A 21,025-nucleotide genomic window follows, 5' to 3' on the forward strand; every position below is an offset into this window, starting at 1 on the left:
CGCCCGCCGAGTTCCGTGATCAACATCAACCGCAGACCTCTAGTTTTGGCTGGCATTGAATTAGGGGGAGTCGACACTTGCGCCACGCCAGGAACTGGCGCACCGCGCTGAGCACGGACAACGGATCGTCCTGCTGCACACTCACCGCATTCGCACGATGCTCCTCAAACAGCGGCAGCCACGGTTTGCCACTCGTGAATCCCGCCGACGGCGCATCCGTCCACGGCATCGGCGAGCGGCAGCCATCGCGCCCCTTGAAGGTTGGCCAGAAGGTGATGCCATACGGATCGCGCAGATCCTCGAATGCCACCTCCGCCTCACCCAGGCCCAGCTCCTCGCCCTGGTACAGGCAGATCGACCCGCGCAGCGAACACAGCATCGCCACCACCATCTGCGCGAACGCTGGCGACGCATCGGCCCCGCCCCAGCGTGTCACCGCGCGCACCACATCGTGGTTGGAAATGGCCCAGCACGGCCAGCCCTCCAGCATCGTGGCTTCGAGCCGGCTCACCGTCTCGCGGATATAGGCCGCGCTGTAGTCCTGCACCAGCAGCTCGAAGCTGTAGCCCATATGCAGGCGGCCATGAGCGGTGTACTCGGCAGTGGTCGCCAACGAGTCTTCCGACGAGATCTCACCAAGACTCACGGCATGCGGATAGAGATCCAGCAGCCCGCGCAGGCGCTCCAGGAAGGCCAGATTTTCCGGCTGGGTATTGTTGAAGTAGTGGTACTGATATGCGTACGGATTGTCGGCACTGAACCCACGCCCTACCCGCTTGTCGGCCGGCTTGGCCGGATTGTCACGCAGCTGCGGATCGTGGAAGCAGAAGTTGATCGCATCCAGGCGGAACCCATCCACCCCGCGATCCAGCCAGAAGCGGACGTTATCCAGCGTCGCCTGCTGCACCTCGACGTTATGGAAATTGAGGTCCGGCTGGTCGACGAGAAAGTTGTGCAAGTAGTACTGCTCGCGCCGAGGCTCCCACTGCCATGCAACCCCACCGAACAGCGACAACCAGTTGTTGGGCGGCGTCCCGTCCTCGCGCGGATCGGCCCACACGTACCAATCCGCCTTTGCATTGGTCCGGTCCTGCCGGCTCTCCTGGAACCATGCATGCGCGATCGAGGTGTGGCTCAACACCTGGTCAATCATCACCTTCAAGCCAAGGCCATGCGCCTTGTCGAGCAAGCGATCGAAATCGTCCAGTGTGCCGAACAGCGGATCCACCGCACGGTAGTCCGCGATGTCGTAGCCAAAATCGGCCATCGGCGACTTGAAGAACGGCGAAATCCAGATCGCATCCACGCCCAGCCCGGCGATGTAGTCGAGCTTGGCGATGATGCCGGGCAGATCGCCCACACCATCGCCATTGGAATCCAGAAAACTCCGTGGATAAATCTGATAGATGACGGCCCCGCGCCACCATGGTGTCTGCGACATGTACGCCCCTCCCGGACCATTGCAGGCGCCAGAACATGCGCCCAGCCAAGGTCGTTAGCGTAGCGGCGCCCGCAGCGTGCGGCGCATTTGTGCATACGTATTCATGTCGCTAGGCAGCGACGCCTCGATCGCTCAAAAAGCTACATTACGATCCGCAGCATCTCACTAGTCACCATGAGGGCATGGCATGGAAATGACATCAGACCCAAGCGCATCGAGGCGTTGCATGTAAAAATTTCTGTTCGGCAACTGCAACTGGCGGCTGATTGACACTAAAAGCGACCTGTTACGAAGCTGCCAGCAACCGATGCATCGCCCGTCCGTTAATCTGCGACGGTTTTAAAAACATTGCGCATACCGACTCGAGCTTATGCGTGATCCTCAAGGTCGGCGTCTTTGGCACGCTTGCGTTTACCTGAGCCCTTTCGGTTCGCATAGAAGTCTTCCAGCCACTGTTCTGGGGTCAGCTGGTCTACGCTTACACCTAGCTTGTCGGCTTTGCGCGACAAAATTTGATGCATGATTTCGATGTTGTCGGTTGAGGATGAAATCACCGAAAGAGCATCATCCATCCCACGCAGATTGAGCTGGCATACCGCTGAGGCGTGGCCCTGCTTGACCAAGAAGCAACGCGAGCGCTCGTCCAGCGACACCACCACTTGGTATTCGGCGTCGGTGAGCTTGAGCCCTTCGATGTAGTCGTCGCGGCTGGCACTGGGATTGGGCAAGAGGATCATGGTCGCAGTTTGTTCGATCAACGCGGCTGCGATGTCGCTGGCCAGTGCGTCTTCTGGACTTTGGGTAGCGAAAATGCCAAGGCCATTCTGCTTACGGATGGTCTTCTGCTTATTCTTGGCGAAGTCCTTCAGGCCGCCCTTGCCGTCCAGGATCTTCCAGAACTCGTCCATGACGTAGATCAATGGACGCCCGTCGATCAGCGCTTCCAGGCGATGCAGCAGATAGTTGATCACCGGCACGCGCACTTCGGCATTGTCAATCACATCGGTGTAGTCGAAGCCGATAATCGATGCGCGCGTGAGGTCCACAGTATCCACAGGGTTGTCAAACACCCAGCCCAGCGAATTGCCGGCGGTCCAGCGGCGCAGGCGTGCATACAGGCCGTCATCACCCATGTTGGGCAGACTCTTGCGGAAGTTACTCATGCTGCGCAGATGCATCGGCGTGTCCAACATGCCTTCCACCGCGCGGTAGATATCCTCTTCTTCGCGGGCGCTGTATTCGGTCTTGCCACCTAGCACCTTGATCAGCTCGGCCAGGAATTGCGTATTGGCCTCGTTGCGTTCGCACTGGAACGGATTAAAGCCCGTCGGCGCGCCGTTTTCTAGTGCCAGATAATTGCCGCCGCAGGCACGAACGAAGATCTCCGCGCCGCGATCTTTGTCGAAAAAGAAAATCGTCGGTACCGGATCGAATTTCTGCACCTGACTTAACAGAAAGTTGATCAGTGCGGTTTTACCTGTACCAGACTTACCAATCACCATCGTGTTGGCGATCGCCTTCTCACCGAGAGAGTTCTCTGCAGGGTGAGTAGCGTGAAAATTAAAGTAATACGGCTGACCATTGGTTGTCTGCAACGTGGTCACACAATCGCCCCATGGATTGTTGTGCTGCTTGCCCTGCGCGAAGTTATGAAGCGGCGACAGACCCAGAAAGTTGAGCGAGCTCAGGTTGGCGATACGCGTGCGGAAACGCCAGTTGCCTGGCAGCTGCGCGTAGAATGACGAGGCGATTGCCAGGTCTTCCTTAGACGACACAAATCCGGCATTGGAAAGCTCCGCACGCGTGGTCGCGATTTGTCGGGCGAGTTTTTCCTGGCTATCGGCGTACACTGCAACGGTAAAGTGATATTCGCCCAGCACAAAATTGCCGGAGGCCACGTCGTCCATCGCCAGATCCAGATCACGGATCTGACTGGAGGACTTGTCGCCCGAGGAAATCATCATGCCCTTGGTGCGCTCCAGCACCTTTAGCGCGTCGTGACGGCCGACCGGGCTGAAGGAATGGGTGACGACATACTCGAAGTCCAGATACTTCAAGCCATTGAGGATGCCGGGGTAGGTCCCGTCGGCGTATTCCTTGACGTTTAGGATAGCCCCGAAATGATTGATGCCATCCGGCGTGCGGATGACAAAGTCACCGGTCTTGTTGGCGAACATGTGCTTACTGACGGGCAGGTACGCTGGAACCGGCGCCTGCAGTACCGGAACCGGCTCGTCGATGCGATTCAATAGATAGCCAAGGAATTCCAGCGTCTCGGAGAACACGACCCCATTCTTTGCCTCGTACATTCCAAGTCGATAGGGAGAATAGTCTTTTAGCACCGCCTCCACGTTGGTCGCCAGCTCGATCACTTTCGCAATCGCCTGTTCTTCTTCGACCCGAATCCTGTCAGGATCGCTGGATTTCTCGACCAACCGCCGTCCGGTAACCACCGGGCGGTAAATCATGCTGAAATACAACTCGTTCTGCATGATTTTCTGGGACGACAACGCTGCGTAGTACTCATTGGACAGTGACTGATTGAAGGCCTGCTTGAAACGGCCGGAGTTGCTGATCTTGCGACGCCGCCGGACATCATGTACCCAGAACGCAACGTTGGCGAAATCGGGCGCGCGCAGGGTCTGTACAAGACGGTTGAACGTGTTGTGCCGCTGTTCCAGCTCGAACTCGTCACGTCCAACGAAAGGCAGGCCTGCAAGATGCCAGATCAACAGATAGTCACCACCGGTCGTTTTTAAAACGGACGGTGCGACGTGCGTCGAAACGGAGACGAATTCGCTGATCGGACTATCTGGGCTGAACATGGCCTTACCAATTAAGAGGAAGCATCATGTTGATGCAGTCGTGCAAAGCACCAACCCCACGCGACTTGCGGGCGTGGGGTTGGTTAGCGGCCTACTTGTTTACTGACGTTTTCCAGCAGGGTTCTTTCGATACTCATTGGGACTGAACACCCACATTCCCGAGTAACGCTGGGTATTTCGCACACGCATACGAAATAACCACCGTAGCCCCAACAATCTGAAGATCATCTCGTCTCGCTTGGCCACTTGCTGCATGGCAAAAATGATGACTGGAATTGTCAACAAATACCAAAGATCGAAATACATCCCCAGCAGCAGGCCACTGCCGGCTCCGATGAAAAACGGGATATAAGGCACTCCCAGGAACATCGCCGGACGGGTGCACCCACGGAAGAGAACGTCTTTATGCATAGTACTGAGCGATTTGTAGCAGCGTCATGGACGCAGTGTTGCAATCCTGGCCACCACCTTCCTTGCCGATCACCATGTTGGCAATCTGGGCAGCGGCACCGATCAGGACACCACCGATCAAAATCGGGGAAACTTCAGAAATTCGCTTGTGAGCAAATGCAATTTGGTAGCCGGCAATAATCACTGCAATCGTGACAACAAGCGCTGAGCCCATGTTCAACAGACCATTGACGTTTTCAAGGAAGCCGCACATCTTTTCGCCGGTTTCTCCGAGACCACCTTCTGCCGAGGCCCCACCCGCAACTAGTAGCAACGAAGTGAATGCCAGCGCTTTCAGGGCCTGGTTTCCAATCATCTTGGCGTCAGCGGCCGTCTTCTTGTTAATTTCAAATTTCATATCAATCTCCTTGGGGAACAGGGGGGGTCTAGTAGCCAATCCGTGGCAGGTTTTTCCTTCCTGGTTAAAAAACGAATGCGGCATCTGTCTGCTGCGTCGCAGGCATCGGTCGGGCAGGAGCAACGCTGGCTGGCGCTTGATTCGTCATCGTTGGGGCTTGCTGCACGCCGGCAGGTAGGGCAACACCCCGCCCCTGTCCGGTTGCCTTGACGACATATAGTTCGTTGTTGGCTGTACTGGCCGGAGATACCTGGGGCGGTGGCAGTTGTGCCTGCGTAGGCGATGCAATCATAGGGCCCTGCTGTGAAGCTTCTGTGCGCCCGGGATTTGCGAGGTCCTGAATCCGACGTGCCACGATCGCATCAGCCAGCTCGGCGGCTGCCTGACGCAAGGGATTTTCGACACGGACCTTGATCGGGCGATTCGGAATCACGGCGATCGGCTCGGCCCCCGAAGATGCCACCGACTGACGAATGGAGGCATAGATCTTCTGGACATACCCATGCTTGAAGCCGGTTTCGAAGTTGCCCGAGTAGTAGCAACTAAACGACTTGCCCCAGTTGGCACCGGATCGCGAGTGGCACTCGGCCAGGATCCTGGATGCAGCGACCAGGTTGGGACACTTGGCAAAGGCCATCTCATAACTGGTCAGCCCGTACTTCTGCAGGTTGTAGCGATTGACCTGACCAAGCCCCAGGGAGAAATTGTAGCCCTTCTGTTCCAGCATCTTGGCCGTGGCTACTGCTTCTTCGAGCCCGCGCGGTTCGCGTGCCAGCCGGCCACCGACTACGCCGATGGCGTACGGATTGCGCGAAGACTCCACGCGCACGACGTGCTGCATGACCTCGCCTGGGACGGCAAGTCCAGTACAACCCATCAATTCCATGCCAGGCAGCATAAAGGTCTCCTTGAAACTGGATCGACGTCAATCATTGGCGGCCGGTCAGCCGCCACGCAGGGTTCTTGCCGGATCGAAATCGATTCCGGTAATAAAGCGGCGCCCGGCGTGTGCCTTGATGTGCACCACGATATCGATGGTCATACGCAGCAGCCGTTTGATTACCTCGAATTCCAGCCCGGAACCTTCGTTGGACGCCTTCACCATGAGCGCCAGCTGGTCCCAGGTCTGCTCGACGCTGCCGGCATGGCAGCTGGTGATCGAGCCAGGATGGCCGGATGCGCAGTTACGAATGAAATAGAACGATTCATCGCCACGCAACTCGGCCAGGATGATTCGATCCGGCTTCATGCGCAGGCAGGCCTCCATACAACTCTTGGCAGTCACATTACTCGCACTCTGGCCGCCTTTGGAGTACAGCAGGTGCACCGAATTGGGCTGACTGATGAATAGCTCGCGGGCGTCTTCGATAGTAACCAGGCGTTCCTCGTTCGGAATGTGATTGACCAAAGCCTTCATGAAGGTGGTCTTTCCGCTACCGGTGGCACCAGCGACCACCACGTTCTTCTTGTAAAGCACCGCTTTCTTGAAGAACTCGGAATACTCCTTGTTACGACGCAACTCGAGCAGTTCGCGGTCGTGATCGCTGACATCGGCAGCCTGCTCGAGCACCTGGTCGAAAAACCCGTCGCTGGTGTACTGCTCAAGGGTCTTGGGGTGCTTGGAGGGCAGGCGAATCGTGATCGAGACCTTGCCGGCATCGCAGGCAGGCGGAATGACGAACTGCGCACGCTGGCCAGTCGGAAAGGTCAGCGAGACCACCGGATCGGCGTCGGTGATGCGTTGTCCGGTGTTGCTTTCATTGACGACCGCCGTACAGAACTGCCTGGCCCGATCAAAGGTCAGCGACGGCACATCCATGCGTTGCCAGCCATTGATCGTCTCCAGGTACAGCTCGCCGGGACGATTGATGCAGATTTCCGTGACTTCGGGAGAATTCAAATAGTCCAGGATTCCCAGTACCGAGTACTGGTAATCCAGGAAATCATTCGAGATCCGCGCAGTCGGAGAATCGTCGATCGTCATGGCGGTCGTAGCATTCACTTGGGCAGCACCGCCGAGAAATCGACATCCTTTGCCACGTAAACGTTCAGGACCGTCCCTTGATTGATCGTCAGCGTTGCAGGGCGACGCCCGGATTTTTCCACCGCCTGCTGCGCAAGTTGCTGCACGCTTTGGGCGGTATTGCTCTCGAATGGCTGCTGCGTGATGACCCCGGAGCCCACGCCGATGGTGGTCGTCTCCGGACCGTACTCCGCAGCCGCGTACTTGAAAGCATCGCTCAGAAGGCTAATGAACAACGCCGAGGCGATCTTGTTGCCCCAGTGAGCGTCGTATTGGCCAGGATGACCAGCACTGCCGAGCGTATCGATACCCGGGCCGACCAGAGTGACATCGAGCCCGGTGGGCGTAGTCACGCGATCCCAGACGACCTGCAGGCGCCGGGTAGTGGGTTCGCCTGCACCATACTGACCCAGCATCTTCGAACCCTTCGGCAACAGTAGATTATGCCCGTTGATCGAATAAACCGGCTCGGTAACGATGCAGGAGGTATAGCCGCCGAAGTCGGAAATGATCCGCGTTTCCAAAATGCAACGGATATAGGTACCGCGCACGAGCAACCCGTCAGGATTGCTGATCGGCTTGGCCAGCGACACCTGCTCCTCTTCTTGAGCGCCAGGCTGTGCACCGGCCTGACCCGGCATCCCGGGAATGTCGGCACCGCCGCCAGCGGCAGCGGACTGCTCGGCCAGAATGCGTCGTTCCAACAAGGTCGGGGCCCGCGGACGCTCTGGAGCGGCGGAGGGCATGCTGTCGTCATCGTCCATAGGCATGGGCGGCAATGGCGGCAAACTCGGTTGTTGCACAAGAGGCACCGGAGCAGTCTCGACGGGTGCGGTCATATTTTGTGGAAGCGCAGGCGCGACAACCGTCTCGGCACGCGGCTTCACCGGTGCAGAATCGTCAGAGCCCTGCTTTGCCAACCAGAAAATGGCCAAAAGCAACAAGCCGGCAACCAGTGCGAGAAAAACCAGCGCCTTCCGGTTCAACCGCTTGATGTCGCTGGACCGCAGCACAGGCTCGTTGGAATCCAGATCCGGCTCCGCAGCCGCATGCTGGCGTGCGAAATAAGGATTGCTGCGCTCGTCGTACTCGTTCGTCGCGGGCTCGTCCGCTCGGTTGTCCCGGGAGCGCTCATCAGGGCTGTTTGGAATGTTTGAGTTCACTTTTGCTTGTTCCTTCGCAGACCTACGACATTATCGCCATGACGAACCACCAGAAAGGGGTAGGTCCCATGAACGATCAAGGTATTACCCTCAACGGTCGTATTCACGAGAAAGTCCTCGCTATGCTCTTTCTCACGAGCAAATACCGCCGGGAAGTTACCCGTGGGGAATCGCGTTAAATCCATATTGATATAAGTGAATTTACCGTCATCATAGACCCGACTCGGAACCAGCCAGGACTTTTTGGTCCGCGTGGCATAGTCATAGTCGTAGTAGTAGCGACGATCTTTGAGGATCTTCGCATTTAACAGAGGACCATCCTTGGCGGCGGCCGCATCCTCGACATTGTTGAAGCTCGTATCCTTGGGGTAACTGAATACCACTTTGTACTGCACGCCGGCCTGTTTGGCCTGCTCCAGGCGTTGCCAATCGGTCGCAACGACTTTTAGTTCGAGAATATAAGAATGCGTCGCGGTACGAATCATCATATTCGTATCGACGTCGACATTCTTGGGCTTCAAATAGAAGACATTTTCACGACGTGTCAGCTCCCAGCCACCGGTGAAACCTGTGCTGTAGTCAAGAATCTTTTCATTGGGACTGAGTTCGATCTGGGTGGTGATGCCCAGTCCGGTACGCACCTGATAGATCCGGTCAGGTGCGTACTCGTATTCTTGAACGACCTGGGCAGTGGCCGAGAATGCGCACAATACAAGTGGCAGTACTGCAGCCAATGCCGCCCTGTAGGGGTTAGAGGGTTTCATCGACCGCTTGCTCCGTTGACATTGTTCGGCATCCCTTGGGGTTGGATCGTGGGCTGGGCTTGAATTTGGCCAGCTGGCTGGGGCTGTGCCTGACCAGGGTATCCCGGCTGCTGTTGCACTGGGACGCCACCTGGAGCTGCCGGCGCGCCCTGCTGCAACGGAGCACCGGCCGGCGCTGCAGAGCCAGCTGCATTGGGATCAACCACGCCGGGAGTCATCGGTTGCTGATAGGTTGCGGCCTGTGGGGCTGCCTGCGCTTGCGTACTGATCGCGGACGGCGCGGCAGGCAATGCCGAGTAATCGCTATCGACACGATAATCGGTCACCCGAAAACCCAGGGGATTCTCCACCCGGAGGCTGTCATTCATCTGCAGATTATCCTGGTAAGCAAACCCGAGCGTTGCAATCTTGTTATCCAGGAGCGTGGTTACAGTAGATGTTTTGTCGTAGACATTCCGCTGAAAACGTACCGTCGCACCAGTATAAGCCTTACCCTTGCCACCAATAAGGGTAATGCTAAGAATATTGATGCGGATTGCCCGCAATCTGCCATAGGTGTTGAAGGGTCTCGCTGGGTTGTTCCCGGCATGCAGCGTGCGATACTCGGAAAGCACATTCGTCGCCGCCATCGCAGCAACTGTGTTCCAATCACGATCACCGATTGTGGACGCATCAAATGATTCACGCGCCAGAATGAAACGCGCGATATTGCTGCGTGCCAATGCTTCACTGGTACTGATTGAGCGCCCGCCGTAATTCGCTTCAAGCTTAGCGATGGTACTGGTACCCGAATAGGCATCTGCCATGACCAGATACGGCACCTTCTCTTTCAGCGGCAGCATGTAGTAGTAGCCGCCCGCCGTCAGGACGGTGACCAGCATCGACAGGGTCGCCACTATCCATGCGCGCTTTTCGCTGCGGCGTGCGAGATCGGCGATGCTGACCTCGTAGTTCACCGCTTTCTGGACGGCCGCACCAACCTGGGCGGAACCCTCCTTTTCACTCACCTTCTTACGCAACATGTCGAGATCCGTCAACGTAGGGCCTTGTCAGGCCTGAAACTGTTGCCGCGACGAGCGCGGACGCATGGGAGGCTTGAGCTGACTCGCCGGCCAAATGCTGGAGAGCATCGGACCAGCAGTCAGCCCTTAGAGCTTGGCTCCAGACGACACCGGCACCGGCTGTACCAGCAGCTTGTTGGCGGAGACCGAGACCGACACGCCCTGCGCCGCGTACACCGCGCTCAGCTCGGTTGCGGCTTGCTGCACGCTGGTGGTGCTGATATTGGAAACCGGGGCGATCAGGGTGTAGTCCGACGGCAGGTTGTAGGACAACTGCATGTTGGAATCCGCAGCCCATCGTTCCAGCATCGTTTTCAGCGTGCCGTCCATCGGCGTGGCCTGATACGTATAGGAGGTGTACAGCGGAATTTCAGTGGGAGCTTCGTCAAAGTGATTGACGTGCTTCCAACGTCCACCAAAATCGGGAGCAGGCTTGGTCGCGCACGCGCTGACCAACGCAGCGACCACCAAGACCAGCGACAGCTTGGACACACACATCGGATTCACTCTGACTTCTCCAACTCATGAGATTTCGTGCTTACGGCGAACAGCACGACGGCCCCGCTCACCGTCAGGTGGCGGAGGGAATTTGCCTTCGATGCAACTTGCGGGCGCGCATATCCATCCGAGCCAGCCGCAACAGGCCGACCGGCACCACACATGCGCGCCAACGAAAAAAATGAATACGCTGCAGAACCATCCATAGCCTTACTCCTGTACGGCCCCGTCTGGCGCCGCCCCCTTTTTAACAAAAATCAACATTGCGCAAATTCTGGGTAACTTTGCCCTCAACGTACGCATGAGTCAAGAATAGCCGGTGCTTGACCCCATCTTTTTCGTGATTAAAGTCACAGTTTAATGGAAAGCGTTTTCACATCCGTCTTGGGCAACAGGCGTGCGGTGAAATATCGATCCTCGTAGTAGCGGATCTTGTCGCACTTCACCGGGTGCGGGATGCCCTCGTACAAGAAGACCTCCTTCTCGTTGCCCATCGCCTTGAGCTCCTGTGGAAGCATCAGGGCACGCCGCTCCTCCGACACGCTTCGGGTGGTCTCCCTGCCGCGCGTGACGTTCTTCTTCTTGATGGTGGTGTAGCCCAACATCTCGGAGTAGTCGTTCGCATCCTGCTGCTCGCGCGGCGCATACAGGATCTGCAGCGCATGGTTGGTGATGATGGTGCGCGACAGGTCCTTGCCGTAGGTCGCATCCAGCTGCGCCATGCTCTGGATGATGGGCAGCAGACGAAGGTTGTAGCCCGCCATGTAGGCGACCGCGGTGGCGATGATGTCGACCTTGCCGATCGAGGTGAATTCGTCCATCAACAGCAGGCACTGGTACTTCAGCTCCGGATTGGACTTCGGCAGCTCGCGCGTGTTGAGGTTGATGATCTGGCTAAAGAGCAGGTTGATGATGAGCCGGCTTTCAGCAAGCTTGTTGGGCTGGATGCCGATGTAGATCGTCATCTTCTTCTTGCGAAGATCGGTGAGCAGGAAGTCGTCCGCGCTGGTTGCCGCATCCAGGACCGGGTTGATCCATGCGTTGAGCGGCTCCTTCAGGGTACCCATGATGGACGCAAAGGTCTCATCGGCCTGTGACAGCATGTTGGCAAATGCCGAGCGCGCATTGCCACTGAGGAACCTGCGCTCGGAGAGCGACTTGAGGTACTTCTTGAGGTCTGTGCCATCGCCGGACGACAGACGGTAGATGCCGCCAAGCGTGGGAGCCCCTGCCCCACCCGGAAAGCCCAGCGACAGTTCCTCGTCCTGATTTTCGAACAGATACAAGGCGAACGCCATGAAGGCGTTACGCGCCTGACTGACCCAGAATTTCTGGTCGTCCGACCCGTCTGGATACAGCATCGCGGCGATGCTCATCAGATCCGACACCCGGAACGCCGGATCGCTGGACACATAGGTCAACGGATTCCAGCGATGCGTACGACGGTCTTCAGCGAAGGGATTGAACAGGAACACCTCATGCCCCTGACTGGCGCGCCAGCCACTGGTGAGGTCGAAGTTCTCCTGCTTGATGTCCAGAACCACGACGGATTCCTGATACTCAAGCAGGTTGGGAATGACTACGCCGACGCCTTTGCCGGAACGCGTTGGAGCGGCGAGGATCACGAACTGTTGCCCGCTCAGCCGTACAAGCTTGCCGTTGAACTTGCCCACGACGATGCCGTTGCCGCTCGGCTTGAACAAACCGTGCTTGGAAAGGTCTGCCGCTCCGGCAAAGCGCGCGTCGCCATGCAGCGCCCGCGCCTTCGGCTTGACCAGGAGCACGACCGTGATGGCCCAGATGATCCCGGGCAGGCCAAAGCCGAGAATGCCGGACATCTTGATCTTGGTTGCGTAGGGCGCTACTTCCGGCAAGCCCAGCGCCTTGAAATAGCGGTAGTAGGTATCCCACGCGTACAGCCCGGTATCGAGCCGCAACAACAGAAGCGTCAGATACCCGGACAGGAAATATCCAACAAGCAATGTCACCAGGGTGGCGACTGCGATTATTTTGGCTTTGGACACGCGCCCCTACTCCTTGGCTTGTTTCTCAACGGCAATTAGCGACGGACGACGGGCTTGTGATCGACCAGATCCGACTTGCGTCCGCCACTCTCGCTCTCGACGAGCGAGTCGATCCACACTCTGGCCTGATCCAGCGACAGGTCCGGCGTGATCCGGGTCCCGGCATCCGTCACAACGGCATAGGCCACCACAGCGTCGGGCGCATAGGTGTCCTCCCGGGTGATCGCCACGACACGGTATCCGCCCCTGGTCAGCACGGTGTGCTGATACTCGTCCATCGCCAGCCTTCCTTTTCGTCAGCGCGGAGGCGATGCTAAAGCAAGACGTGTGATGGAGAAAGCGGTTTCGGCGAAGCCGGCACAACCGCGCCCGCATTCGACGCAAGGCGAGGATTGGGATGCGTCAGTGCCGGCGGAATTCGGTTGGCGCTTGAAGTGCTTTCAGTGCCTCACACGTGCCTGGCGTCAAAAAGAACTACCTGCCGCTTCGTGGATGGGTGACCAGCGCCGCGACGAAATGACACGCGGAGCGGAAGCTTGGCCTGGCGCCAGGGACCTATTACTCAGGAGCGAAAGAGCGCCCGGCTTGCTAGGCCGCTCCGCCGCCGGCAATGCTCGGCCGCTGCACGAAATTCATCCAACACGCCTGGGCGATGCACATAAGGAAGTGAAAGCAATCGTCGAAGACGAAATACAGGACACGCGGAAGCTGCAGGAGCTGCTGCGTAAATCACTTTAGGATCCGCGGCAGCAGTCGCTGCCGATGTTGAAGCCACTCAAGTCGCCGTGCCGTCTGGACTTGGAGTGGTGGGCGGTACAGGGTTCGAACCTGTGACCCCTACCATGTCAACGGGATTCTAGGGGTAGCTGTAGCAAGGGAATAACCTGCAAAGCCTTGATTAAACGTCTCATTGGATGCGAGTGCGTCCATATACGTTTGCTTTTTTGCAGGAGCCTTGCAGGACAGCCATGCCGAAGATCAACCGCGAGCCGCTGACGCGGCGTTCCGTCGATAGCGCGAAGGCGACAGGTAAAGCCTACCGGATGCGCGATGCGACCGTTCCCGGGCTGGCGCTGCGCGTCTCCGCCACCGGCGCGCGCTGCTGGGCCATCGTCTGGGGCCGCGGGCAGGAACGCACCTTCGGCGACTACCCCGCCCTGCCGCTGGAGGCAGCACGCGAGCGCGCCAGGAAGCTCGCCGGCGAGATCGCCGCGCACGGCGCGCCGCTGGCGGTGATCGAGGCGGCCAAGCCCAAGCCGGCCACGCTGGGCTCGTTCATGCGTGAGCATTACGGCCCATGGGCCAAGGCCAACCAGAAGGCCGGCCAGGCCACCATCGATGCGCTCGCTGCCCACTTCACCGAGATCGTAGACAAGCCGCTCGCCGCCATCTGCGCGTTCGACCTGGAGCGGTTCAAGTCGCAGCGCTTGAAGGCCGGCATCAAGCCGGCGACGGTGAACCGCGACCTGTCCCGGATCCGCGGCGCGCTGTCCCGCGCGGTCGACTGGGGCATGCTCGAGCAGCACCCGATGCGCACCGTGAAGCAGGTCAAGGGCGCCGACGACAGCCGCGTGCGTTACCTGACACACGAGGAGGAACGCCAGCTGCGCGCCGGCCTGCAGCAGCGCGAGCACGACCGCCGCGCGCCTCACCTGCTGCCGATGGTGCTGGTGGCACTCAACACCGGCATGCGCCGCGGCGAGCTGCTCGGCCTGGACTGGGCAGACGTCAACCTGCCGGGCAAGCTCGTCACCCAACGCCAAGAGCCGCAAGGCCCGTCACATCCCGCTCAACAGCGAGGCGCACGCCACGCTAGCACGCTGGCGCCAGCAGGGCGCGGGCACCGGGCTGGTGTTCCCCTCGCCCAGGACAGGCCGGCGCATGGACAACATCAGCAGCAGTTGGGAGGAGCTGTGCGACACGATCGCCCTGCCCGGCTTCCGCTTCCACGACCTGCGGCACACGTTCGCCAGCCGCCTGGTGATGGCCGGCGTCGACCTCAACACCGTGCGTGAGCTGCTGGGCCACTCCGACATCCGCATGACGCTGCGCTATGCACACCTGGCGCCGGACAAGCTGGCCGAGGCAGTGGCCAGGCTCTGACCGCATCCAACCGCCGACGGCGGACGAACCGCCTTGCTCCGTTCCGCCAGCCGTGCTCCATACGCTCCTCACATCTGAGGAGCGGTCGATCTCGTGGGCAAGAGCCTGGGATTGGTCCAGTCGCAGCCAGTTGGCCGGCTGGTGCCGCTTCTGCCCGCCGGCGGCGGGCGGACCGATAGCGGATTTTCCGCTATCGCCGATTCCGGGAATCCCCGGTATCCCCCCTTTACCCGCGCCGCAGGGAATCTCCACCACCGGTGGGAATTTCCGCCGTTGGCGGCGATCTCCTCAATTTGAGGACTTCGGCGTGCAGGTCTTTTCCTCACAGTGAGGAGAAGGGTCCAGCCGCCAGCGGCGGACGAACCAACTGCCGGAATCCCGGCAGTATCGGCGTGCATCCGCCATTTGAGGACGGACCGCGATAGCGGAAATTCGCTATCGGTGGGCAAACGCCATATCTGGCGGATGGAGCAATAGCCGGAATCCCGGCTATCCCACTACCGGACCGGCTACAGGTCGACGCGCACATCCACGTCCGCGAGACGCTGCAGGATCAGCCCGAGCTTGATCGGCTCGCCGGACGAGTGCGCCGATAGCAGCTGCCCCATGACGCTTTGCAGCTCAGACGCCTGACGCTGGAACCACGAGTGGAGTATCTCCACCTCCCGGATCTCCATCTGCGTCTCATTGCTGTTCCCGGGGATCGGCCCCTCCTCAGTCAGCTCACGCAGCTGGTCACGGAGCGCGCGCTGCGTCTCCAGAGCCGACCGGTACTCAGCAGACACAACCGGTATCAGCGACTGCACAGTGATTGGCTTCGCGTGGAAAGACTCCTCCAGCCGCTGGACGATCTCCGCGTTCATAGATTTTGAGGTGCGCGCAGCCTCCGCCGTCAGCTTCGCGTGCAAGCCATCGGGTATCCGCAAGGTGATTCGTGTGTAGCCGTCTTCACTCATGAACGTATTCCACCATTTTCGTGTCAGAAAGTCTTGACACCAAAACCGTGTCATGCGCTAATCCTTACGACACGAATTTGGTGTCATTGGACTCACATGGACCACAACGAGGAAAGAAGAATGGAAGAAAGGCTCAGTTACAGCGTCGACGAAGCAGCCCGAGCAACTGGGCTGGGACGGTCGAATTTCTACAAGATCCTGGCGCGCGGAGACATCGAGAGCTTCACGGTCGGCAAGCGGCGCATGGTGTCGGCGCGCGCGCTGCGCCAGTTCATCGAACAGAAAGAGCGCGAGGCCACACGCCGGAGCGTCGCATGACCGGCCTGGCACACAGCTACCCGGCCGGCGGCGAGGTGCAGGCGATCGACAAGGCCGAGCAAGACGTGCGGCGGCTGGAGACGCGCGCCGGTGAGTACGCAGACGAGCCAGAGACCCTGGCGACTATTAACGATGAGCTGAGCCGTGCACGCGCCCGCCTGGACCGCCTGCTGGCTCCCTGGAGGAACCGATGACCCCGCAAATAGAAACGGCCCCAGCGCGCCAACGCCAGAGCCGTAGAAGCAATGCCCGAACCCTACCAAGGAACGACCAAGCCATGGCCACAACTGTACATCATCCGCGCGCCGCTGCAAGCGGAAGTCACCCCGCCCTGCTGTCAGGGAATACCTACGCGACCAGGCCGACGCGTCGTGACCCGATCGCCTGCGACTGCTGCAACCGCTCGATCGGTTACTTCGAGAGCAACAGGTACACGACGGTATTCGCGTTCGGCGAGTTGAACTACATCCTGTGCCGCGAGTGCAATCGCGGCAGCGCCGAGGCTCATCCGGAAGGCGAGCCGCGAGAGCTGATTTTCAGCTGGATCGTAACGCGCGCTGGTCGCTTCGGGCAGCAGTTCCGCGAGGCGGTGCAGGCGCAGCTGGGGTGGCGAGCATGAGCACCCAGAAGCAGCGGTCCTATCGCACAGCCCCCGGCATGCAGTCGAATCTCGAATTCGCCCTGCGCTTCGCCCAGTGGATGCAGGCGCGCCGGCGGCAGGCGGCCATCAGCGACATGATGGAACGGTGGGGCATGAGCCGCGCCACGGCCTACCGCTACAAGGCCATCTATGACTCGGTGATCGGCGGTGATGCATGAGCGCCACCCTCATCACGTTCCCGCCGGCGCGGATCGTCCGGCAGCACCCCTGCCCAGCCCCCAGCCGTGTGGACGCCATCGTGGCGGCGCTGGAGCGGCTGGCCAGCAATCCCAGCACCCGCATCGCCACGCTGCTGGCGCAACGCATCTAACCGCCCCGGCAGTCACAAGGATATCGACCAATGAGAACCAACAACGACACCTGCGTGCACCTATCCGCGTGCGAGCTGAGCTCTCCGGCATATCGCGCGCTGGATCCGGTAGCCCGTGCACTGTTGGTGGAGCTGCGCGCGCTGTACAGGCCCGGCCACACAAGCGAAGTGGTGCTGAGTGTGCGGCTGGCTCGGCAAAGACTCTGCAGCATCGGTCAGGCCAAGGTCCAAGCCGCGTTCAAAGAGCTGCGGGAAAGCCGCTGGATTGAGTACGCAGATGCGGCCGGGCCGGCCACCTCTGGGCGCCCTCGCAAGATTTGGCTAAGGAGCTTGCTGCCGGATGGATCTACGGAGCCCTACACGGATCACGTCTCGGCAGGTACGTGATGGGAAGGCGGCGAAAGGAGAACAGGTGGGACGACATCAACGGAGGCTCAGCCTTCGTTATTCCCATGACGTTGCTGACGCATCCGAACTACACGCGCTTGAGTCCATATGCGCACAAGTTGGTGCAAGACCTGGCGCGCCAGTATTCCGGATTCAACAACGGATATCTGTGTGCGTCGTGGGCACTGATGCAGGACGCGCATTGGAAATCCGAAAACACCGTGCGCAAGGCTGCGAAGGAACTGGAGCACTACCGAATCATTGAGCGTACCAAACAAGGCGGTCGTAACCATCCCACCCTGTACGCCTTCACGTGGCGTCGAATTGACTACAAGAAGGACAAGCCCCTTGATCGATCAGCAACCGCAAAACCTTCGGATAGTTGGAAAACAGAGCGTCCCGATTATGTGCGGACATCGGGTAAACGGAAGACTGCCAAGGTTCAATCGAAAGAATTAGTACAGCGCCCCGTGCTGCTACGAGACGAAAAAGAAGCTGCGTAGAAATTGAAAAACTACAGCGCCCCGTGCTGGACGCTACAGCGCCCCGTGCTGCAGTGATGAGTGAGGCACAGCGCCCTGTGCGGTACGAATCAATGACTACAGCGCCCCGTGCTGCAGTCAGATCACTTTTCGATCCGTTTAAACAGCGCCCCGTGCTGACCTTAAAAGTATTACCAAGCCGGTAGGCGGAATTTCGCGTCAGCGAAGAGGTTTTGATTTACGGCTTTGCTTCGCTTATCGGCGTGGCAATGGCACCCGACCTAGGAGATTTCCATGAGCACAGAGGCACTGGCCTGGGCATTCGGCCAACTCGCACCCACCCCTGAATCCAAGTTGCTGCTGGTGCTGCTGGCAGACAGTGCGGATCCAGATGGCCTGGTTCATTCGCCGGACCACAACCGGCTGGCAACGTACTGCTGCACCGACGTGCTCGGCGTGCAATGCGCACTGGCAGAGCTTTACTCAACTGGCCTGGCAAGCAAGCGATGGGATGGCATCTGCCTGCCTGTGCCGCCGATGGACTACGGCCGTACGGCATCGCGGAGGAGAGCATGAGCACCAGCACCCACACACCAGCTGACAGGGCCGCATGGTTGGACACAGCGGCGCGCGCTGCACTGACGGCGCACCTGCAACGCACCAACGCCAGCAGCGAGGCACGCGAGGAAGTCGCATCGCTGCCCATCGCCACGGTGCTGCTGCGACTGCCGCGCGCTGCACGCTCGATCCTGGCCGCCGCCAGCCTGCTGCATTACGGCGAACTCGCACATCCCGGCCTCGCTGAGCCACGGCCGACGCACTGGCGAGCACCACGCCGCACGTCCACCACCACCCAGCGACGCGCCGGCAAGGTCGCCGCGTGCGGGCCTGACGCATGAAGCACCCGATGAGGAACCGCATGAAGAAACCCACCCTGCCCCCTGTCCCCAAGCCGGGCGAGATGCTGAGCCTGGACAGCATCCGCAAGACCGCCCAGATGCCCGGCGGTGTCAGGTTCTTGAAGGCCCAGCGCCACAAGCTGCAGACGATGCGCGACGAGATCCAGAAGAACTTCGACGCCCAGCTCGCCCAGATCGATGAGGTAATCATGCGCGTGGATCTCGTCGTCGACGGAGGAATCAACGCGTGAGCCGGCGCAGCGGCATCGCAGCGCGCCAGCAGCGGGCGCACCCCCTGCACAGCGTGCATCCCCTGCGCCCCCTGCCGGCGCTGCGCCAGATTGCACCCTTTGCGCTGAGTTGCACCCTTGCATGTCGTCAATTGCACCCTTTGCGCACGGGAGGCCGGCGTGCAGCCTGAGCCAGAGCATTCGCACTCGCTGCCGGTGTCGGTCGAGTCGATCCGGCAGAGCCTTGAGGCCAGGGGTTGCTATGTCACCGTCGATGGGCGGGTGAACGAGGACACCGCAGCCCAGCTGATCCCGTGCAGCACGTCTTGCCTGCGCCGCTGGCGGGCTGAGGGCAAGGGGCCGCGGTGCTACCGGCCTGCGAAGACGCCGTGGTACTACCTGGCGGACGTGCTGGCCTGGATCGAATCCGGCGACCCGCTGCTGTGAGAACTCTGCACATTCGCAGAGTTGGCCTGTAACCACGGCCAGGTGGCGATTTGACCAAATCGTCAAATCGCTGGAGCCGAGAGGCGGCCCCGGCGCGGAGGGTACATGCGGGAAAACCCCGGATGTAGGCAGACCCTTAGGAGCGCCTAACGCGAATTGGCACACGCCAAGTGCGCATACCTGCTCACTCCTGCTCGGCGTCTGCTCGGCGCCGATGGTCGAATGACAGGCATCGGCAACAGCCGCCATCGGAACACCGCCATGCGCACCTACCGGATTGACCTGCCCAGCCTCGCTGCTGACGCACTGGAAGATGCTGCGCGCCTGGCCGGCATCGGCCCCGATGAGGTGATCGTCGATGCGCTGCGCACGTTGCCGCTGTTCCAGCGTGCCCTGCAGGAGCGTCCGGAGTCGACCCTGGGCGCCCTGATCCTCACCGGAAGCCATTCCCATGTCTGACCCGACCCCCACCCAGCCCACGGCCGTGCCAGAGGCGCTGGTGAAACTGGAGCGGCTGCGCATCCGCAGCATCGCCCACTACGCGACGGCTCGCGCGCTGCGCGAACGTAGAAACGACTTGCGGTATTCACGGCGCGTCATCGATGCGCGAATCATCGAACTCAAGGATTCGTTCCACGGCAATGAACAGCAGGTCGTCCCGGGTGGCGGTCGATACGCCAGCAGCGGGCAGGCTCGTTCGCAGCACGTCGAAAGCGAGCTAGCCAAGTTGGAGCGGCAACTCGCAGGCATCGATGCGATCGCTAGCGTGATCGATCAAGCCCTCAAGGAATCGGAAGAAGACAACGGTGATGCATCCGCATTCCACGCTGCCGCCGACCACCTAAACCAGACGCTGGCCGATTGGGGCCTGTCGCCCAACTCCTGACCGGACCCACACCATGACGACCGATTACCGCGCTGACATCGCCCGCTTGCGGGACACCATCGGCCAGCTCAAGGAACAGATCGAAAGCCTCGCTGACGGACTGCTGCCCAAGGAGCGCGCACTTGCCCGCATGGAGAGCTCGATCGAGATCGCCGCAGCGAAGGTCAGCACCAATGTATATCCCTTCACCCGGCCCGATGACCGGGATCGTGTTGACCCAATCCCGTATGGCGCCGGCGGCGTGTTCGCGTACCTGTGCAGGATCGTGCCCGACGCGGTGCGCGCTCACCTCACCGAGGAGCTGGAAGCGGTCTACGCCCAGGCACCGGTGCAGGCCGATGACAAGAAGCGAGCAAAGCTGGAGCGCGAGCTGCTCAAGGCCGAGCAGGAGGAGGAGCAGTTGATTGCCGCCGCTGCTGAGCAAGGCGTGCGGATCAGTCGACGTGCGGACGTCAACCCAGCCGTGCTGCTGGGGCTGTGATGAGGCGGGACCAGCGGGCGGTGTCCCCAACAACACCCGCGGCCAGGGCCAGCGCGGGGCGCCCTCGTAAGCTCCCCGCGCTGGTGGCCTGGCAATCATTCGGCGATGCGTGGCCCGTCCCCTGGGCACGCGCGCAACCTGAACAGGTGGAGTTGAAACTGAACGGACTAGCGCAACCTGAACGAAGATCATTTCGCTCAGTTTCAGCCGGGGTCCCTCGCGCGTCGGCCTCCCTACCGGGGGGAATTCGGACCCCGG

General features: G+C 60.1%; 27 protein-coding genes and 2 pseudogenes. 16 read left to right on the forward strand and 13 right to left on the reverse strand.

Features of this window, described 5'->3' with window-relative positions; genetic code table 11:
- Window positions 1-58 precede the first annotated feature (58 nt).
- From LL972_RS19325 to LL972_RS19380, 12 genes and pseudogenes are all read right to left on the reverse strand, one after another.
- Window positions 59-1,441, reverse strand: a pseudogene (locus LL972_RS19325) (alpha-amylase family glycosyl hydrolase); the annotation flags it as partial.
- 368 nt (window positions 1,442-1,809) lie between these two features.
- On the reverse strand, window positions 1,810-4,266 hold the full coding sequence (locus tag LL972_RS19330) for a VirB4 family type IV secretion/conjugal transfer ATPase (protein WP_228328961.1): 2,457 nt from the start codon (window positions 4,264-4,266) through the stop codon (window positions 1,810-1,812).
- Window positions 4,267-4,365: 99 nt separating this feature from the next.
- Window positions 4,366-4,677, reverse strand: a complete 312-nt coding sequence (locus tag LL972_RS19335) for a type IV secretion system protein VirB3 (protein ID WP_228328962.1) — start codon at window positions 4,675-4,677, stop codon at window positions 4,366-4,368.
- On the reverse strand, window positions 4,670-5,074 hold the full coding sequence (locus LL972_RS19340) for a TrbC/VirB2 family protein (protein WP_228328963.1): 405 nt from the start codon (window positions 5,072-5,074) through the stop codon (window positions 4,670-4,672). The genes LL972_RS19335 and LL972_RS19340 overlap by 8 nt, the downstream gene beginning before the upstream one ends.
- Window positions 5,075-5,138: 64 nt before the next feature.
- Window positions 5,139-5,960 (reverse strand): lytic transglycosylase domain-containing protein, encoded by an 822-nt coding sequence (locus LL972_RS19345; protein ID WP_228328991.1) that lies wholly within the window; start codon window positions 5,958-5,960, stop codon window positions 5,139-5,141.
- A 57-nt stretch (window positions 5,961-6,017) separates the two neighbouring features.
- The gene (gene virB11, locus LL972_RS19350) at window positions 6,018-7,058 is read right to left on the reverse strand and encodes a P-type DNA transfer ATPase VirB11 (protein ID WP_228328964.1); all 1,041 of its coding nucleotides are present in this window, start codon (window positions 7,056-7,058) and stop codon (window positions 6,018-6,020) included.
- Window positions 7,059-7,072: 14 nt separating this feature from the next.
- Window positions 7,073-8,260 carry a TrbI/VirB10 family protein gene (locus LL972_RS19355; RefSeq protein WP_323134234.1) on the reverse strand — a complete coding sequence of 396 codons (1,188 nt, stop codon included), beginning with the start codon at window positions 8,258-8,260 and terminating at the stop codon, window positions 7,073-7,075.
- Window positions 8,257-9,024: a TrbG/VirB9 family P-type conjugative transfer protein gene (locus LL972_RS19360; protein WP_228328965.1), complete on the reverse strand. Its 768-nt coding sequence runs from the start codon at window positions 9,022-9,024 to the stop codon at window positions 8,257-8,259. Before LL972_RS19360 ends, LL972_RS19355 begins: the two co-directional genes overlap by 4 nt.
- Window positions 9,021-10,046 (reverse strand): virB8 family protein, encoded by a 1,026-nt coding sequence (locus LL972_RS19365; RefSeq protein WP_228328966.1) that lies wholly within the window; start codon window positions 10,044-10,046, stop codon window positions 9,021-9,023. Before LL972_RS19365 ends, LL972_RS19360 begins: the two co-directional genes overlap by 4 nt.
- Before the next feature lie 126 nt (window positions 10,047-10,172).
- Window positions 10,173-10,583, reverse strand: coding sequence for a TcpQ domain-containing protein (locus tag LL972_RS19370; protein WP_228328967.1), 411 nt, complete (start codon window positions 10,581-10,583; stop codon window positions 10,173-10,175).
- Window positions 10,584-10,933: 350 nt separating this feature from the next.
- Window positions 10,934-12,607: a type IV secretory system conjugative DNA transfer family protein gene (locus LL972_RS19375; RefSeq protein ID WP_228328968.1), complete on the reverse strand. Its 1,674-nt coding sequence runs from the start codon at window positions 12,605-12,607 to the stop codon at window positions 10,934-10,936.
- A gap of 35 nt (window positions 12,608-12,642) precedes the next feature.
- Window positions 12,643-12,885: a hypothetical protein gene (locus LL972_RS19380; RefSeq protein WP_016901079.1), complete on the reverse strand. Its 243-nt coding sequence runs from the start codon at window positions 12,883-12,885 to the stop codon at window positions 12,643-12,645.
- Between the two features lie 690 nt (window positions 12,886-13,575).
- Here LL972_RS19380 and LL972_RS19385 point away from each other — a divergent pair.
- Together LL972_RS19385 and LL972_RS19390 are read left to right on the forward strand one after the other, a co-directional pair.
- Window positions 13,576-13,821 (forward strand): annotated as a pseudogene (locus tag LL972_RS19385) (Arm DNA-binding domain-containing protein); the annotation flags it as partial.
- 568 nt (window positions 13,822-14,389) lie between these two features.
- On the forward strand, window positions 14,390-14,710 hold the full coding sequence (locus LL972_RS19390) for a tyrosine-type recombinase/integrase (RefSeq protein WP_228328993.1): 321 nt from the start codon (window positions 14,390-14,392) through the stop codon (window positions 14,708-14,710).
- Between the two features lie 509 nt (window positions 14,711-15,219).
- On the opposite strand, the gene LL972_RS19395 is transcribed toward LL972_RS19390, so the two are convergent.
- Entirely contained in the window at window positions 15,220-15,666 is a 447-nt protein-coding gene (locus LL972_RS19395; protein ID WP_228328969.1) for an Arc family DNA-binding protein, read from the reverse strand.
- Window positions 15,667-15,762: 96 nt separating this feature from the next.
- On the opposite strand from LL972_RS19395, the gene LL972_RS19400 reads away from it, so the two are divergent.
- The 14 genes from LL972_RS19400 (at window position 15,763) to LL972_RS19465 (ending at window position 20,767) form a co-directional block, all read left to right on the forward strand.
- Window positions 15,763-15,984, forward strand: coding sequence for a helix-turn-helix domain-containing protein (locus LL972_RS19400; protein ID WP_228328970.1), 222 nt, complete (start codon window positions 15,763-15,765; stop codon window positions 15,982-15,984).
- Complete coding sequence (locus tag LL972_RS19405) at window positions 15,981-16,178, forward strand: hypothetical protein (protein ID WP_228328971.1); 198 nt, start codon at window positions 15,981-15,983, stop codon at window positions 16,176-16,178. Before LL972_RS19400 ends, LL972_RS19405 begins: the two co-directional genes overlap by 4 nt.
- Complete coding sequence (locus LL972_RS19410; protein ID WP_228328972.1) at window positions 16,175-16,603, forward strand: hypothetical protein; 429 nt, start codon at window positions 16,175-16,177, stop codon at window positions 16,601-16,603. The genes LL972_RS19405 and LL972_RS19410 overlap by 4 nt, the downstream gene beginning before the upstream one ends.
- On the forward strand, window positions 16,600-16,803 hold the full coding sequence (locus LL972_RS19415) for a hypothetical protein (protein ID WP_228328973.1): 204 nt from the start codon (window positions 16,600-16,602) through the stop codon (window positions 16,801-16,803). Before LL972_RS19410 ends, LL972_RS19415 begins: the two co-directional genes overlap by 4 nt.
- Window positions 16,800-16,955, forward strand: a complete 156-nt coding sequence (locus LL972_RS19420; RefSeq protein WP_228328974.1) for a hypothetical protein — start codon at window positions 16,800-16,802, stop codon at window positions 16,953-16,955. Before LL972_RS19415 ends, LL972_RS19420 begins: the two co-directional genes overlap by 4 nt.
- Before the next feature lie 30 nt (window positions 16,956-16,985).
- Window positions 16,986-17,342 (forward strand): hypothetical protein, encoded by a 357-nt coding sequence (locus LL972_RS19425; protein ID WP_228328975.1) that lies wholly within the window; start codon window positions 16,986-16,988, stop codon window positions 17,340-17,342.
- A gap of 65 nt (window positions 17,343-17,407) precedes the next feature.
- Window positions 17,408-17,845, forward strand: a complete 438-nt coding sequence (locus LL972_RS19430; protein ID WP_228328976.1) for a hypothetical protein — start codon at window positions 17,408-17,410, stop codon at window positions 17,843-17,845.
- A gap of 273 nt (window positions 17,846-18,118) precedes the next feature.
- On the forward strand, window positions 18,119-18,400 hold the full coding sequence (locus LL972_RS19435) for a hypothetical protein (RefSeq protein WP_228328977.1): 282 nt from the start codon (window positions 18,119-18,121) through the stop codon (window positions 18,398-18,400).
- Window positions 18,397-18,723 carry a hypothetical protein gene (locus tag LL972_RS19440; RefSeq protein WP_228328978.1) on the forward strand — a complete coding sequence of 109 codons (327 nt, stop codon included), beginning with the start codon at window positions 18,397-18,399 and terminating at the stop codon, window positions 18,721-18,723. The genes LL972_RS19435 and LL972_RS19440 overlap by 4 nt, the downstream gene beginning before the upstream one ends.
- A gap of 20 nt (window positions 18,724-18,743) precedes the next feature.
- Entirely contained in the window at window positions 18,744-18,974 is a 231-nt protein-coding gene (locus tag LL972_RS19445; RefSeq protein ID WP_228328979.1) for a hypothetical protein, read from the forward strand.
- Between the two features lie 117 nt (window positions 18,975-19,091).
- A complete protein-coding gene (locus tag LL972_RS19450) occupies window positions 19,092-19,400 on the forward strand; it encodes a helix-turn-helix transcriptional regulator (RefSeq protein ID WP_228328980.1) in 309 nt (102 codons plus the stop codon).
- Between the two features lie 156 nt (window positions 19,401-19,556).
- The gene (locus LL972_RS19455; RefSeq protein WP_228328981.1) at window positions 19,557-19,859 is read left to right on the forward strand and encodes a hypothetical protein; all 303 of its coding nucleotides are present in this window, start codon (window positions 19,557-19,559) and stop codon (window positions 19,857-19,859) included.
- Window positions 19,852-20,286, forward strand: coding sequence for a hypothetical protein (locus LL972_RS19460; protein ID WP_228328982.1), 435 nt, complete (start codon window positions 19,852-19,854; stop codon window positions 20,284-20,286). The genes LL972_RS19455 and LL972_RS19460 overlap by 8 nt, the downstream gene beginning before the upstream one ends.
- A gap of 13 nt (window positions 20,287-20,299) precedes the next feature.
- Window positions 20,300-20,767: a hypothetical protein gene (locus LL972_RS19465; protein ID WP_228328983.1), complete on the forward strand. Its 468-nt coding sequence runs from the start codon at window positions 20,300-20,302 to the stop codon at window positions 20,765-20,767.
- Window positions 20,768-21,025 lie beyond the last annotated feature (258 nt).

Source organism: Xanthomonas campestris pv. asclepiadis (assembly GCF_020784175.1).
GTDB classification, from domain to species: Bacteria; Pseudomonadota; Gammaproteobacteria; order Xanthomonadales; family Xanthomonadaceae; genus Xanthomonas; species Xanthomonas campestris_D.